Raw genomic sequence first — 14,259 nt, 5'->3', positions numbered from 1 at the left:
AGCAAAAAGTATTCGTATATTAATAAAAAAACAAAGCCTTGCTCAGAAATTAAGGAGCAAGGCTTATTCTTTAAAAAGCTAAAATTTTGGATAAATCTTCCAAAACAGTGCTCATTTTCTTGTGGTGTTTAATTGCTTTTTCAAAAGGAGTAGCGTGAATTTCTCGGTGCAATTGCCCTAACATAACTCCTTTTTGCCCTTTTTTGAGTGCTTCTACAGCAGCAACGCCAACTCTACTTGCCAAAACCCGGTCCATACAAGTGGGAGAGCCCCCACGTTGCATATGCCCCAAAATGGTAACACGAATATCAAAAATATCTGTTTGAGCTTTTACTTTTTTAGAAATTTCTAAAGCACCTCCTTCATCATCCCCCTCTGCAACCACCACAATATTTGACAACTTCTTCTTGGCTGCATTGTCTAGTAGTTGTTGAACCAATTCATCAATGTTGGTTTTACTTTCAGGAATAAGAATGGCTTTGGCACCTGCTGCAATTCCTGCACGAGCAGCAATAAACCCAACATCACGTCCCATTACTTCTACAAAAAACAATCGGTCGTGAGAGTCGGCAGTATCTTTGATTTTATCAATAGCTTCCATAGCGGTATTGATTGCGGTATCGTAACCTATCGTAAAATCGGTTCCGTACAGATCGTTGTCAATTGTTCCTGGCGTCCCTACTATGGCGATATCGGGATATTCTTGCATAAATATATTGGCTCCTGTAAACGTTCCATCGCCACCAATAGCAACAATTCCGTCAATACCATGTTTTTTTAGGTTGTTATAGGCTTTTTTTCGTCCCATAGCGGTTCTAAACTCATCGCTCCGAGCAGAACCTAAAATGGTTCCTCCTTTGTGCAAGATATAGCTTACAGATTTGGAATTCATTGGAATAAAATCATCGTTAATCATGCCTTTGTAGCCTCTGCGAATGCCGACCACTTCGATGTTATAATGAATGGCAGCACGAACAACGGCACGAATACAGGCATTCATTCCAGGAGCATCGCCTCCAGAAGTAAAAACGGCTATTTTTTTCATATAAATTTAGGTTAGTTAGATTTTTATTTTTTGAAGGATTGTAACAATAACAGCACAGCTAGTTATTGTTAGAAAAACAAATGGATAACATTTTTTTTGTTAGATAAGTTTAGGGTGTATGATAGACATTTGCCTAATAGATAATTTAAATTAAGAAAAAAGCGCACATTATTACAAAAGCTACCCTGAGAAATCAGAGCAGCTTTTGAAAAAAAATATTGTGGGGACAATTGATTTAATTCCTTATGATCTTATTCGTGATCGTTTTTCCATTGACTTGGAGTTGGCTAATATAAATGCCTGTAGGTACCTTGGTTCCAGCATCATTGGTGCCATCCCAAGAGGTGTAATGTTCCCCTTTGAGGGTATTTCCTACAATCAGTTGCTTTACCAATTTTCCTTGTAAGTCATAAATGCCTAAAGAGATGTCTGTTGTGTGTTGCAAATAATACTGAAGCATTGTCAAGTCATTAGATGGGTTGGGGTAAGAGGTTAAAAACAATCCTCCTTCATTGATTGCAATAGGTTCTGTTCCTGTTGGTGTTTGCAATTGTAGCAAACTATCAATATTAATCAACTCATCTCCTTGTTGATAATTCATATACTGAAAGTAGACCAAAAACATTTCATCTGTTGTATTTAACCCAAAACTTATATTTTGAGGAGGATTGTTGGGGTTAAATGGGTTATTGGTTGTATTGTCATAAATGGCTTTCCCATATAATTTGTAGCCTACAGGTAGTTTTTGTAGGTATTTGAACACATAAAAGCCTTGCCAATCAAAGTCCCATTTTGGAATGTGAATTAATGGAATTCTGTCGTATGGAGGGGAGTGATTAACAGCATAAACAATAAAGCTTTGCCCTAATAGATGGGCATGAGGGAAAATACTGAATAAAGATAAATTGGTAGACATTGGCAAGTTGCCACCTGGAGGGAACCAAGCATCTACGCTATCTACAGTATTGGCATTGATGCTAAAAGAATAATCGGATAAAACGGGGTTGGCGGTAACTTGGCGAACACCACTTGTTCCTTGTGGGTAGAAGTGAAAGTTGATGCGGGTACTGTCTAGTATTCCTTGGCTACCTTCGGGATAGTGCATTGCAAATATAATTCTTGAATTGGCGGGTAAATTAATTCCCATTTTAAGATTTGCAGTGTTTGGAAATTGAGCAGGAGAACTACCTGGCGCAAATCCTGCTATCAAAGGCAAATTAGTAGGACCACCGCAATTATGGCTGCTTGTATCTGTCCCATAAGTATTGTTGGCATCGATGTAAACTAAGACATGATGTACGATAGAAGCATTGCCAGGGATGACTTCAATTGCTTGGATGGTTTCAGAAGTAGACCAATTGGTTGGAATCGAAAAACAAACATAATCGTCATTTCCAAAGGTGGCTTTACTCACATAATCAGGAATGCGGACACTCATATCTGGTGTGCCCAATTGCCAGTTGTTAGGATTGTATACTGGGGCAGCGGGCGTGTTTTGTGGATTTCCTTGTGGTGCGCCAGCATTGACCCAATTATTAATTGTAGCAATTTCAGCAGAAGTAAGACTTCGTGCATGCGCAAACTCCGAATAATTATCATCTGGAGACCAAGGAGGCATATTGCCATTGTTTACTTCTGTTTGGATCGAAGATGCCATGCCAAAGACATCCGAGTAAGTCATTAATGAGAATGGTGCAATTCCTCCTGCATGATGGCATGACGTACAGTTGTCAAAGATAATTTGAGCGACATCATCGGCATAGGTTTGTGCCATAGATTGTCCTGTTAATAGGAGTAAAAGGCTTATAAGTAAGTAACTTTTTTTCATAAAGCATAATGTTGTTTGGTGAGGTAAGTTCGGATTCAAACTATTAAATTACAATTTTAAACACGAAATAGCAAGCCTTAAAAGTTAAAAGCTTAGACCTTGAAACCTCAAAAGGTTTAATATTAGCTGTTAAAAAGATGTTATTCTCAATGGTAAGAACAACAATTACTTAGGTTGATCGTATACTAATTGTGGGTTCTAGCTTTTTTTTTGTAACTTTAATTAAACATTACTCTGTTGAAATCACACAGAAGCAGCGCAGCAAATTAAGCAAAGCGATCTGATGAAGTCAATCATCTTGTATGATTCAATGAATACAATTTTTAAGCGGACTGATGTTAGCCTACTAATTAAATATTATAATTATTTTATTATGAAATTACTTGCTCTGTGCTTCTTGTTGTTTGGAATGTTATCTTTTTCTGCTTGTAACCAAGGACCTGCCTGTCCTGCGTACAATAGTGTGCACAACACAAAAGATTATGGGTACAATCCCAACAATGCTGCTCGTGCTAAAGAAAATAACAAGGCAGATATTGAGGCACGAAAAAAAGCTGCTTTGAGTCCTAAAGCTGCTAAACGCGGGAGAACTTCTTTGTTTCCTAAAGGAATGGTGAAGTAGGAGTGGTGACATCTTTCTTATAAGGTAAGAAGAAGCTGCAAGGGGATTGATTGTTAACGATTAAAACGTTCTACAAGAATAGAAGCCATTAAGATGCCTATGATATCGCTGAGGATGTCTAGGCTATCAAATGTTCTAGTGGGAAAGAACAGCTGCGAGGCTTCTTCTACTAATGCAAAGATTAAAACCCCAAAACTCCCTTTTAAAACGTTAAATCCAAATAACTGAATAGTGGTACAGCGAAGGGCATAATTGAACAATAATGTCAAGCTACCAAATATGCACAGGTGCCCTATTTTATCTCCTAAAGGGATGCTATGAGCAAAATTCACAAAAAAGTTTTGAGTTCCTAAATCGGCATCAACAATAATCCAAATTAGAAATAAAAAGAAGCCTACAACAGGAATGAATCTCAATGAAATATGTCTAATGGTTTGAGTTTTCGGCTTCATGAAGGCGTTTTTCTTCTTGTTCGGCGTGTCGTAATTCCATCAACTCACGACCTAAGAAATATCCTATAGATGTTCTAAGAATAACAATGATACCTAAGTTTACCAAATCATTAAATTCTGGTTTGATGACAGAGTGGAGAATGTCAGAAATAATTAAGAAATCTAAAGAAAGTATGATGTACCAACCCAATGTACTGCGAAGTGCCATGATGTCATCGTAGATGTCGCCCCCTTTAAGATTGTCAATTTCCCATTTTATGAAAACCAAAATCCCTTTGATAAAGCCAACGATTAGAATTGTAATCCCAACTAAGTCGACTATAAATTCTACCCATTCTAAAATCTCAAAAATAAGACTGTTGTGATGTCCATCGGCTTGGTGGGTTGGTGGTTCAATATGTTGCCCAAATAAAAAAACAGGAAGTAGTGTGCATAAAGCAACGATAAAAATGAAAATTGGACGAAAGGTTTTCATTGTCGATTTTTGATGTTTGTGGTATAATGTGATATAGGATGCAAGATATAAATAGGGCGTAAGAATTAAAAGTAAAGTGTCAAAAAAAATGAGATGACTTTTAGTAGAGGGGCTTAGATTAAATTGTATGGACTCATAACAAAAATAATAAGCGTCTAAGAACGAATATCTCTTAGACGCTTAAATTATTCTGTTTGTATGGAAAGCTCTTTAGTCAATGTGTTCCAATTGCACAAATAAAGTAGCAATAGATTTTCCTGTTGCTTCTGCTTTGAAGCTCATTTTACCATCTTGAGCATTATAAACTATTTCATCGCCTGACATTAATTGACTACCTAAAACCCGTTGTACTTTTTCTTGGAAGCTATAGCGACTACTTTGTCTACTGATTGATTTTTTGATGTCTTCCAAATTCAAAGGCAGTTTGGAGTAAATCACACAAAGGTAGTCGGTGCCAACATTGCCGTCCATACGAACGTGTTGTGTTTCACTAGGAATCGGAACACTATTTTTGCTATAATTCAAGGCAGGACTAACGCCCTTTTTATGGGGAAATACTTGATAAATCTTATTACTATTATCAGAACCTAAAGCATAAACATAGGCTGGTTGATTGTTGTTTAAGTAAATTCTAAAGCGAGTACCAGAACGATACGCCTTATTCATTTCATAATAATTTCCCCCCTTTAAACTGGCTTTCATTTCTTGTCCTGTATTTTCGACTAATTGTAGAGAACCTGCCAATTTATTTTTTTCATCCTTTTTGGCAATAGAAGGCATTTTGAACATTTCTACTGCTTGATAAATAAACTCAGCAGCATCTTCATACTTTACCCAAATAAAGCCATTGTCAGCCCAAGCAGGTCCCCAACTGTTCTGAACTCTAAAAGCCCCACCATCTTGTTCATCATCATAACCAATAAGGCACATAGCATGGCGACCGTGGGCATGTCCTTGATTACCATCAGCAATATCAGTACTTTTCTTTATCCAAGTAGGTCCCTTGCTATAACAAAAAGAGTTGGGAACATACATGGCAATAACAACAGGGTTGCCTTCATCAATACTTTTTTTGAGAGCTTGCACCCGTGCTTTTTCTGTTAGAGGATTGGCGGTATTCCATAAGGTCGCATAGCCTGTCATTTTATAAGGTTCTGCCTTTTTGTAAACACTTTTGGGAATGGCTGTCTGTGGACAATCTTCATCATAATCACTTAACTTTGGAATCCCAATTGTTTGGATGTTTTTGACACATTCAGATACAAATGCCCCATTACAACTAGTTTTAGGAGTAGTAACTCGATAGATAAAACCAGGTGAAAAAGCATGCTCATCAATCTTAGATTGCGATTCCCACCCTTGTCGTTGTGCTTCTAAAATCGTTCGACCGCAATAACCAGCTGCCCAAGCCGTACAAGTACCATATTGACCTTGGCTTTTTGCTGTAGGAGCATATTTTTCTAAGGATGCTTTTGTGTCTACAGCTCTATAGCTTTCGTTTGTCAATTTTGCTTTGATAGGCAAATTGTCATACTCTGCGTCAGGACCCTCAGGAATGCCCATTCCAAATTTAAAGTTTTCGGGTTGTGCCCAAGCATGAACACTCAGTAAAATACCAATTCCGATTAATGCTACCTTGTCTCTCATTGTATTATGTGTTCTATTCGTTTTTATAAATAGAGGAGCTATAGCTAGTAGTTAGCTACGCTGCTACTTCGTGGTGCTTCGTGAGCGCAGCTAACTATATGAATAAGCCCAACAACTCCATTATTTATATAATAGGCAAACTTAAAGCCAAATTATCGTTTTCTAAAAATAAAGTTTCCTCCTTCATCGCCAGTTTGTGGCATTACTCCAAATTGAGGAATATGATTGTTTGGACTGTTGTAAATGACTGCTGGTTTTACTTTGGAATAAAGCGTTTCAGCGGACAAGCAACTGGTATTGTTTTCTCTTAGTTTTTTTAGCAAATATTTGAAAAAGACGCTGTTGTCAGGAACCACCGTATTGGCACCACTTGTCATGGCACGACGACTAGGAATTTTTTCCATTTCCGCACAGGCAAATTCGGTGACATCTCGATAGCCTCCTGTAAAAATAGAACCACTGAAACAAGCATCAGCAATTACTAAGGTATGTTGAGTTTGAATACTGTTGACATAATCTCTTAGTTCAGAATTAGAGAACCATTTTAGACGATTATCTTTTTTAGCATCCGATGGCAACCAATAACCAATTTCGTTTTTGACTACCCCATGCCCTGAGTAAAAGATGAGTAGTTGATCTTGTTTTGTCAAGCGTTCTTGTAGGTAGATTAATTTCTCTAAAATTTGCTCCTTGGTTGGATTTTTTAAAACATGCACATCGTTTTTTTCAAAGGTATAGTCATTTACCAAGGTGCTTTCTAGTGCTTGACAATCATCAATAGGTTTTTCTAAGTCATTGATGGCAAAATCATCATAGTTTTCAACACCAATTAATAGAGCGTGATAATGACCACCGCCACTAGATTTGTACTCAATAATACGTTTTTCAGAACGTACGGTTGTGTAAGGCGTTTCAACAACAATCTCCAACTCATTTTTTCCATTTTGTAACTTAACCGACTCATTCACACTTTCAGTACAGTCCGTATCAACTCCAAAACCTCTAGAAGTAAAGGTTTGACCATTTAAATACAATTGAATGCTTTTGATTTCGACATTAGAATGAATGCAGGCTTTGACATTATAAGTAGGTTCTGTGCTAGATACAAAAGCATTATAAGGATAATCCCAAGTGATGGTAGGTTTTTCTTGTTCTCCTTGTTTTTTGACTAGTTTAGCTTTTTCTGTGCGATAGCTAGAGCTATTGCTAGCATCCAATGCTATTGCTTTGTCATAGTCCGCAATAGCATCTTCGATATTACCTAAACAAACTCTAGCCTTGGCACGATCTGCATAATAGTATCCCTTTTTATTATTAGTGACATTGATAGTAGCATTAAAATCACTCAAAGCTTCTCTACAACGACCTAAGCAATTATAAATAGCTCCACGAGTATGATAACTATATTCAGTAGGGGATAAGTTAATAGATTTATTCACATCTCCTAAGGCACCCAAGCATTGACCATTTAAATATTTTGCCCATGCTCTATTGTTGTAAGCAGTTGCGTGGTTGGGATTTATTTTTAGGGCTTCTGTATAATAATAAATCGCAAGATCTTGATTGTTTTTGTTTGCTGCAGCTAATCCAGCATTAAAATACTCATCAAAGGACTTGGTTAAATCTCGTTCGTAATTAAAGAGAATAGCTTTGATGCGTTTTTTATTATCCCATTGATATTGTACAAAATCCTTAGGGAATTCAGAAGAGACGATGTATCGCTCGCTTTTGTTGTTACTATATTCAGACATAACAACCACCCAAAGCCCTTCTCCATAAGCCAAGGAGGTGATGTGTTTTCCTTCTTTATATTTGGCATTCACCCAATCCGTCGGGAACTGGCTGCCCCAATTGTAAACTTGTTTGTGATAATCAGCGCCTTTAGCTAATACAGCAACCCATTCTCCATTTCCAAATGAAATATCAATAATATCTTTTCCGTCATTCCATTTTCCTAAAATAAACTCCTTTATTCCTTCAAAGTTTCCTCGTTTGCCCCAGCTTTCGTTAGTCAAACCAGCTCCTTTGGACATGACCACTACCCATACATCGGAACCATAAGCTACTTTGGTAATGTCAAATCCTTCTTTCCATTTTTTTTCTACCCAATCTCCTGGAAATTTTTTGTCTTTGTAATAAGCTTGTTGTGAGTAGGACGTAGCACTTGTTACAACATACCATTCTCCCTTGCTGTAAGTAAGGTCGGTAATGTATTGCCCTTTATTCCATTGAGTTTTGATAAATGCAGCAGGAAATTCAGGATTGTTGTCATAAGTTTGGGCATAATTGCCTTCCATCATAACCGCACACCAAGTATTGTTTTGTGCTTGTATTGATGTCGTTAATTCTAAAAGAAAAAAGACTTGGAGTATCAAAAAAAGTTTCGTTTTCATAGAGGACCGATATTTTGCTGAAAAAAAAGAAACAAGATTAAAACATTAGAATAATTCCCAGTTATCCTACATCAGTGTTTCGTGAGAATTCTATTTAAAATAAAATATAGTACTTTGTCAAAATGGCAATAGTCATGTGTGTCACGAACTATTACGAAACAGTACTGTAGGTAGTTCATCAACGAACTACTAAAAATGAATCGCACGAAGTTTATTTTAAGTATACAATAATCTAGAACTATGCCAACCTGTTTTTTATAAACCATTGAACGTTATTGGACAATCAAGTACTTTGTCTAAATACTCAAAAATCCTGCTTGCATCAACATGTGTTTGGTATGCAATTTGCCCAAAACAGAAATAAAAAAAGAGGGAATAGGTGTTCATGAAAATTGAGACGACTGTACTCTAAAATAAACTTTCTTTGAGTTAGATTTATTATGCTTTTATGCTCAAAGAATGATTCTTTTTAATAAAAAAAAAGTGAATTTTGTTACTGTTTAACTCTAAATATGTTAAACTTTGCTTTGTTGAGTTTATAATTATAGTCGTTTAAAAAGTAGAAAACACTCACAAATAAATAAAATTGGGGTGCTAAAAATATAAAAAGTAAATTGAATCAATGAAAATGACACCAGAATATATTGAAGAATATGCTCAACAGCATACTAAAGTATATGAATCGGACGTATTAGATAGATTGGAACGCAAAACACATTTGGAAGTGATGCGCCCACAAATGCTCTCTGGTTATTTGCAAGGTCAGTTTTTAGCTTTTTTTAGTCGAATGAAAAAGCCCAAGAGAATCTTGGAAATTGGTACTTATACGGGGTATTCTGCTATTTGTTTGGCACAAGGTCTAGAGGAAGGAGGAATGTTGCATACCATTGATGTTAATGAAGAATTGGAGACTATTGCAACTCAATTTATACAAGAATCTGGATTGGCAAGTTCTATTCAACAACATCAAGGAGATGCTATGCAGATTATTCCACAATTAAACGAAAATTGGGATCTCGTCTTTTTGGATGCTGATAAAATCAATTATAGCAATTACTATGATTTATTGTTACCCAACTTAAAATCGGGTGCTGTTATTATTGCTGATAATGTGTTGTGGCATGGAAAAGTTCCAGAAGGTAGTCGAGAAAAAAGAGCTAGTGCTTTGGCACTTTTTAATCAAAAAGTAACCGATGATCCTCGTGTAAATAATGTCTTGCTTCCCCTGCGAGACGGACTCATGCTAATAGAGGTAGTTTGAGTAACAGAATCATAGAATAGAGTAGTTATTGGTACCCCCCATTGGCGTTGTTGTTGTCCTTAGCATTTAGGGAACAAAGCTCTGTTCAAATTTTCAACGTATACAAAATTTGAATTTTGAATTTTTTATTTGTATTATTATGTTAATTGATTGATAAATAGAAGGTTTTGTTTCTAGTTCACTAATATCTAATTAACTCTTAATTGTTAATTTTGGGTGTTTTTTAGGAAACAGACAACAATCACACTTAATTTTTTGTATTTAGTAGAGTATAAAGTTTTATACAGCAAAATAGAGTAGCATTTTTGTTTAATGTACTATATTTCTATATATTGGATGTTGAAAAAACTAGTTTAAATTATCAAAAGCTTTGATGTGTACCAAGAAACACTATGCATCAAGAAAACACTCAAAAACTAAGTTTTGGAAAATCATATAGGGTACTATTATAATAAAAAAATAAAATAATTTCTTCGGATCGCTTGGAATTACTTTAACTAATATATATATTTGCTCTAATTTTGCATGGAAAGGGTATACTCACAACCTTTATTTTTCAAATCAAACACTTATTCCTAACTTTTAAGTAGTGTTGGTTTGAATAAAAAAGAAAAATCAATTGAGAGCTTTTTTAAGGGATTTTCTCCTTAAAGCCTGATTTTTAATTGGTTTTTTTGCGCTTTGACAAAATATAAAGGCGTATTTTTTTCTGATTACGCAAAACTTCTTTAGTTTTGTAGACGAACTTAGCAAAATATTATTCAGGATGACATTAAGACCAATTTTATTATTAGCAATCCCCCTATTGCTTGTTAACAATGTTGTTGTTGGTAGCACCCCAATCACTTCGACAAAATTGTTAACCTCGGAAGATTACGCTCCTCTTGCGGAGAAATACATCAAAGAACACTATAGTTTGGCAGTTGCAGAAATGGAACGAACCTCTATTCCTGCAAGTATTACATTAGCCCAAGGCATGTTGGAGTCTGGATATGGAACAAGTGAATTGGCGAAGCATGCAAATAATCATTTTGGTATCAAATGCCACAAAGGATGGGTTGGGGAGACGTATACACACAGAAGTAGCGAGAATGCAAATGGTTCTATGATTGCTCGTAAGTCTTGTTTTCGTTCTTATGGAACGGTAGAGGAATCTTATGCCGATCATTCTGATTTTTTGGCGTCCCGATCTAACTATTCCGAATTATTCCTAGCTAATACGACTGATTACAAATTTTGGGCAGAAGGCTTATTAAAAGGTGGTTATGCAACAGATCCTTCTTATGCTAATAAGCTCATGACAACAATAGAAAATTATAACCTAAATAAATACGATAAACATACCAATACAATTTTAGCATTTAATAATTCTACAGAAGAGTTAGAATATAAAGAAGATTTGCATGCGCTCAAAAGAAGAATTCAAACCTTAGAGTCTATTCTATCTCAAACAGAGTTGTACAAGTTGGAATTAAAAGAATGTTTGAGTGCTAAACAACAAGAAGTAACTAATCTTAAGGTCAAGCAAGAGGATCTAAGAAGACAACTCAATGAGAAAATATCTATCTTAGATAATAATCTTGCGGTGCAATACGATATGATTGCCAATCTACAGCGTAGATTACAGCGAGTGGAAAATATTCAGCAAGATATGATTAAATCTGACCCTTTGATGGGATATTTTAATGCTGATGGCACTCCAAAAAATCAAGTGCGCGTTTTCCCTGTTCGCCAAATGAACAACGAAGGTATTTTTTATCAAAGTGGACGAAAAGCTACTATTGCTTCAAAAGATAGAAATCTATTTGAGATTGCTGAAGAATATAATATTTCATTCAAAGATTTGTTGAGATACAACGATTTGGAAAATGATTCTGATTTGCCAGATGGGTATTATGTTTTTATTGAGCCTAAAGCAAATTACGTGAAAAATCAAACAGCACCTCATCAAGTAGCTATAGGAGAAACCATCCATACAATTTCTCAACGTTATGGAATTAAAGCTTCTAAATTGTACCAACGCAACCATTTGAAGAAAGGAGACGAGCCAAAATCAGGTGAGTTTATCTTTTTGAACAAGACGAGTGAAAAACAACCTAAATTAAAAGAAACTCCTACTCAAAACAACTTTGATTCTAAGTTTGGTGGCGGAGGAACTAGAGGAAAGTAGTCTAGAATAAACTATAACAATCATAAGAAAAAGATGCAAAACTATAGTTTTGCATCTTTTTTTTATATTTTTAACTAAACTGAAATACCTGTATAGGATGAGTAAAACGTTCTATTTTTATAAAAATTAAGCTCGTAAGCTCTATTTTTTTATAAAAAGATGCCATTTTGTGGGAATTTTTTTATCGTGTTGCTTCGTACAGGCATTATAATGTAGTTTACAATGATACTTATTGTTATCAAATTTAATGATTAGCAACCTGTTAAAAGCAACCATTTTTGATTTTAAACCATTAGCATTTATTGAGTAGTTTGGAGATTAATCCAAGAGAAACACCACTATTCATGGGCTATTATTATTAGGTGAAACCTATCAATTGCATGCAACGAAACACATATTTTATACTGGCTATTTTAGCGAGTTTATCCAACTTCCTTTTTGCGCAAAATTTGGACAAAGGAGAGTTAACTGTTGACGAGTATATTAGCAAATATAAGGATATTGCAATCCAAGAAATGGAACGGAGTGGAATTCCTGCTAGCATTACACTAGCGCAGGGGATTCATGAATCTGCCTATGGCAATAGTCGTTTGGCAAAGTCGGCAAACAACCACTTTGGTATCAAGTGTACTAGCGATTGGGAAGGCAAAAAAGAATACAAATGGGACGACGAAGCACGCAAATCTTGTTTTAGGGTATATGTCTCTGCCGATGATTCTTATGTAGATCATACCGATTTTTTATTAAATCGGAAGCATTATGCTTTTCTATTTGATTACGATAGAAGTGATTATAAGCGTTGGGCTAAAGGATTAAAAAAAGCAGGTTATGCAACTGATCCCAAGTATCCTGATAAGTTGATCAAGACCATCGAAAAGTATAAATTAGCAGAATATGATAAGGCAACGGGTATCTTGACCTATGATACTTCTAATGTTAAAGGGATTAAAAATTTGCCGATTTACGCATCTTCAGGAAAACATAGAACCAAACCTAGATCTTTTTTCTTTAAGTCTTATAAACCAGGTTTTTATAGAATCAATGGGGCTACTTATGCTATTTCTAGAAAAGGAGAGTCTGCGTTGGCTGTAGCCAAAAGATTTGGTATTCCTTATAAGCGTTTTTTGAAGTTTAATGATTTGGAAGATGGTGATAATTTACTGGATTATCAACCAGCTTATATTCAACCCAAGCGCTCGGTTTATAAGGGAGAGGAGACGTTTTATCGAGTAGAAAAAGATATTACAATGTATGAGATTGCCCAAGAGTTTGGAATTAAATTGTCTAGTTTGTTGGAGATGAACTTGCTTGAGAAAGGAGAGGAACCTGAAAATGGGGAGTTAATCTTACTCAAAGAGAAAGCGTTGACAAAACCTAAGCTGAGACCTAAAAACCATGTGGATTTATTACCATCGCCTTATATTGATGATGAAAAAGCTAAAAAATTGAAGTCGCCTGTTAAATCAACGACTAAATTGCCTACAAAGGTCGTTGTTCCAAAAGTAGAGCGTCCTAAACCACAGGATATTGTTATCAATACGCCTACATACGATAATACGGTATATGCAGACACCACCAAAATTAATACATCAAAATCTAAAGACAAAGAGTTTTTGAATGTTAACATAAGTGCTGGGGGAAGCTCTACAACAAATAATACAGGGTCAAGTTCAACCAACACAGTTATTAGACGTCCTCGTCCTACCTCTAACGGTTCTAACTCAACACATACACATACATCTGGAAATAGGACGAATCCAGATGCGTTGTTTCCTAGTACAACAACAACAACAACAACAACAAAAGGAACAACCAATACCAATAATTCTGACCATAATACAACGACAAATACAACATCAAATACAACGACAAAGCCAACAACCGTTTATAATGGAAACAGTACAGGGAATAGTTCTAATTATGGCAGTACAAAAGATTATCAAAAAGGAAATACAACCACTTCTACAACTACAACGGTGACTACTCCGACAACAACTCGATTCATTACACATGTAGTTCAAAAAGGAGAAACGCTTTATCGATTGCATAAAAATTATAAAGTTTCTGTTGAATCTATTCAGCAAGCTAATAATTTGACAAGTACAGTATTGAATGTAGGCAGTGTTCTAAAAATTCCTGTTAAATAATTGATAAAACAAAGGTTGTTTGTTGGCTTGGAATGATGTTAGAATAAGAGAAAGCAGGCTTCTGTATAACAATGGTTTGTTGAAACCACGTAGTAGCAGCGTAACTAACGATGACTTAAATGTTCATTAGACGTCTACTAAAATAGAAAACACATTTGTTTTTGGTCAAATGATCAAGAATTGCTTGAAATAATTTCTAGGAATTTTACAAAAAATATC

At 35.5% G+C, this 14,259-nt stretch carries 10 protein-coding genes; 4 read left to right on the top strand and 6 right to left on the bottom strand.

Annotation, left to right across the window (positions count from 1 at the left end; genetic code table 11):
• Positions 1 to 70: 70 nt before the first annotated feature.
• A complete protein-coding gene (pfkA, locus tag CG11_RS15315; RefSeq protein ID WP_052597660.1) occupies positions 71 to 1,045 on the bottom strand; it encodes a 6-phosphofructokinase in 975 nt (324 codons plus the stop codon).
• A gap of 235 nt (positions 1,046 to 1,280) precedes the next feature.
• Complete coding sequence (locus tag CG11_RS15310; RefSeq protein ID WP_052597659.1) at positions 1,281 to 2,873, bottom strand: FlgD immunoglobulin-like domain containing protein; 1,593 nt, start codon at positions 2,871 to 2,873, stop codon at positions 1,281 to 1,283.
• A gap of 373 nt (positions 2,874 to 3,246) precedes the next feature.
• Here CG11_RS15310 and CG11_RS15305 point away from each other — a divergent pair, with 373 nt between their 5' ends.
• Positions 3,247 to 3,495, top strand: a complete 249-nt coding sequence (locus CG11_RS15305) for a hypothetical protein (protein ID WP_052597658.1) — start codon at positions 3,247 to 3,249, stop codon at positions 3,493 to 3,495.
• Between the two features lie 53 nt (positions 3,496 to 3,548).
• Here the strand turns inward: CG11_RS15305 and CG11_RS15300 are convergent, their stop codons facing one another.
• The 4 genes from CG11_RS15300 to CG11_RS15285 form a co-directional block, all read right to left on the bottom strand.
• The gene (locus CG11_RS15300) at positions 3,549 to 3,947 is read right to left on the bottom strand and encodes a VanZ family protein (protein WP_052597657.1); all 399 of its coding nucleotides are present in this window, start codon (positions 3,945 to 3,947) and stop codon (positions 3,549 to 3,551) included.
• Positions 3,922 to 4,422: a DUF1622 domain-containing protein gene (locus CG11_RS15295; protein ID WP_052597656.1), complete on the bottom strand. Its 501-nt coding sequence runs from the start codon at positions 4,420 to 4,422 to the stop codon at positions 3,922 to 3,924. The genes CG11_RS15300 and CG11_RS15295 overlap by 26 nt, the downstream gene beginning before the upstream one ends.
• A gap of 210 nt (positions 4,423 to 4,632) precedes the next feature.
• Positions 4,633 to 6,069 (bottom strand): C1 family peptidase, encoded by a 1,437-nt coding sequence (locus CG11_RS15290; protein WP_052597655.1) that lies wholly within the window; start codon positions 6,067 to 6,069, stop codon positions 4,633 to 4,635.
• Between the two features lie 152 nt (positions 6,070 to 6,221).
• Positions 6,222 to 8,462, bottom strand: a complete 2,241-nt coding sequence (locus CG11_RS15285) for a caspase family protein (protein ID WP_052597654.1) — start codon at positions 8,460 to 8,462, stop codon at positions 6,222 to 6,224.
• Between the two features lie 622 nt (positions 8,463 to 9,084).
• Here CG11_RS15285 and CG11_RS15280 point away from each other — a divergent pair.
• From CG11_RS15280 to CG11_RS15270, 3 genes are all read left to right on the top strand, one after another.
• Positions 9,085 to 9,723, top strand: a complete 639-nt coding sequence (locus CG11_RS15280) for an O-methyltransferase (RefSeq protein WP_052597653.1) — start codon at positions 9,085 to 9,087, stop codon at positions 9,721 to 9,723.
• A gap of 766 nt (positions 9,724 to 10,489) precedes the next feature.
• Positions 10,490 to 11,893, top strand: coding sequence for a glucosaminidase domain-containing protein (locus CG11_RS15275; RefSeq protein ID WP_052597652.1), 1,404 nt, complete (start codon positions 10,490 to 10,492; stop codon positions 11,891 to 11,893).
• A 380-nt stretch (positions 11,894 to 12,273) separates the two neighbouring features.
• Positions 12,274 to 14,040 carry a glucosaminidase domain-containing protein gene (locus CG11_RS15270; RefSeq protein WP_052597651.1) on the top strand — a complete coding sequence of 589 codons (1,767 nt, stop codon included), beginning with the start codon at positions 12,274 to 12,276 and terminating at the stop codon, positions 14,038 to 14,040.
• Positions 14,041 to 14,259 lie beyond the last annotated feature (219 nt).

Origin of the sequence: Aureispira sp. CCB-QB1 (genome assembly GCF_000724545.1) — a bacterium.
Lineage (GTDB): Bacteria > Bacteroidota > Bacteroidia > Chitinophagales > Saprospiraceae > Aureispira.
Note: the sequence above shows the minus strand (reverse complement) of the source record. Positions and strands in the feature narration are given on the sequence as shown.

Excerpts from the sequence above, each read along its gene's own strand:
- pfkA (WP_052597660.1), bottom strand. The coding sequence starts at position 1,045 with ATGAAAAAAATAGCCGTTTTTACTTCTGGAGGCGATGCTCCTGGAATG.
- CG11_RS15310 (WP_052597659.1), bottom strand. The coding sequence starts at position 2,873 with ATGAAAAAAAGTTACTTACTTATAAGCCTTTTACTCCTATTAACAGGA.
- CG11_RS15305 (WP_052597658.1), top strand. The coding sequence starts at position 3,247 with ATGAAATTACTTGCTCTGTGCTTCTTGTTGTTTGGAATGTTATCTTTT.
- CG11_RS15300 (WP_052597657.1), bottom strand. The coding sequence starts at position 3,947 with ATGAAGCCGAAAACTCAAACCATTAGACATATTTCATTGAGATTCATT.
- CG11_RS15295 (WP_052597656.1), bottom strand. The coding sequence starts at position 4,422 with ATGAAAACCTTTCGTCCAATTTTCATTTTTATCGTTGCTTTATGCACA.
- CG11_RS15290 (WP_052597655.1), bottom strand. The coding sequence starts at position 6,069 with ATGAGAGACAAGGTAGCATTAATCGGAATTGGTATTTTACTGAGTGTT.
- CG11_RS15285 (WP_052597654.1), bottom strand. The coding sequence starts at position 8,462 with ATGAAAACGAAACTTTTTTTGATACTCCAAGTCTTTTTTCTTTTAGAA.
- CG11_RS15280 (WP_052597653.1), top strand. The coding sequence starts at position 9,085 with ATGAAAATGACACCAGAATATATTGAAGAATATGCTCAACAGCATACT.
- CG11_RS15275 (WP_052597652.1), top strand. The coding sequence starts at position 10,490 with ATGACATTAAGACCAATTTTATTATTAGCAATCCCCCTATTGCTTGTT.
- CG11_RS15270 (WP_052597651.1), top strand. The coding sequence starts at position 12,274 with ATGCAACGAAACACATATTTTATACTGGCTATTTTAGCGAGTTTATCC.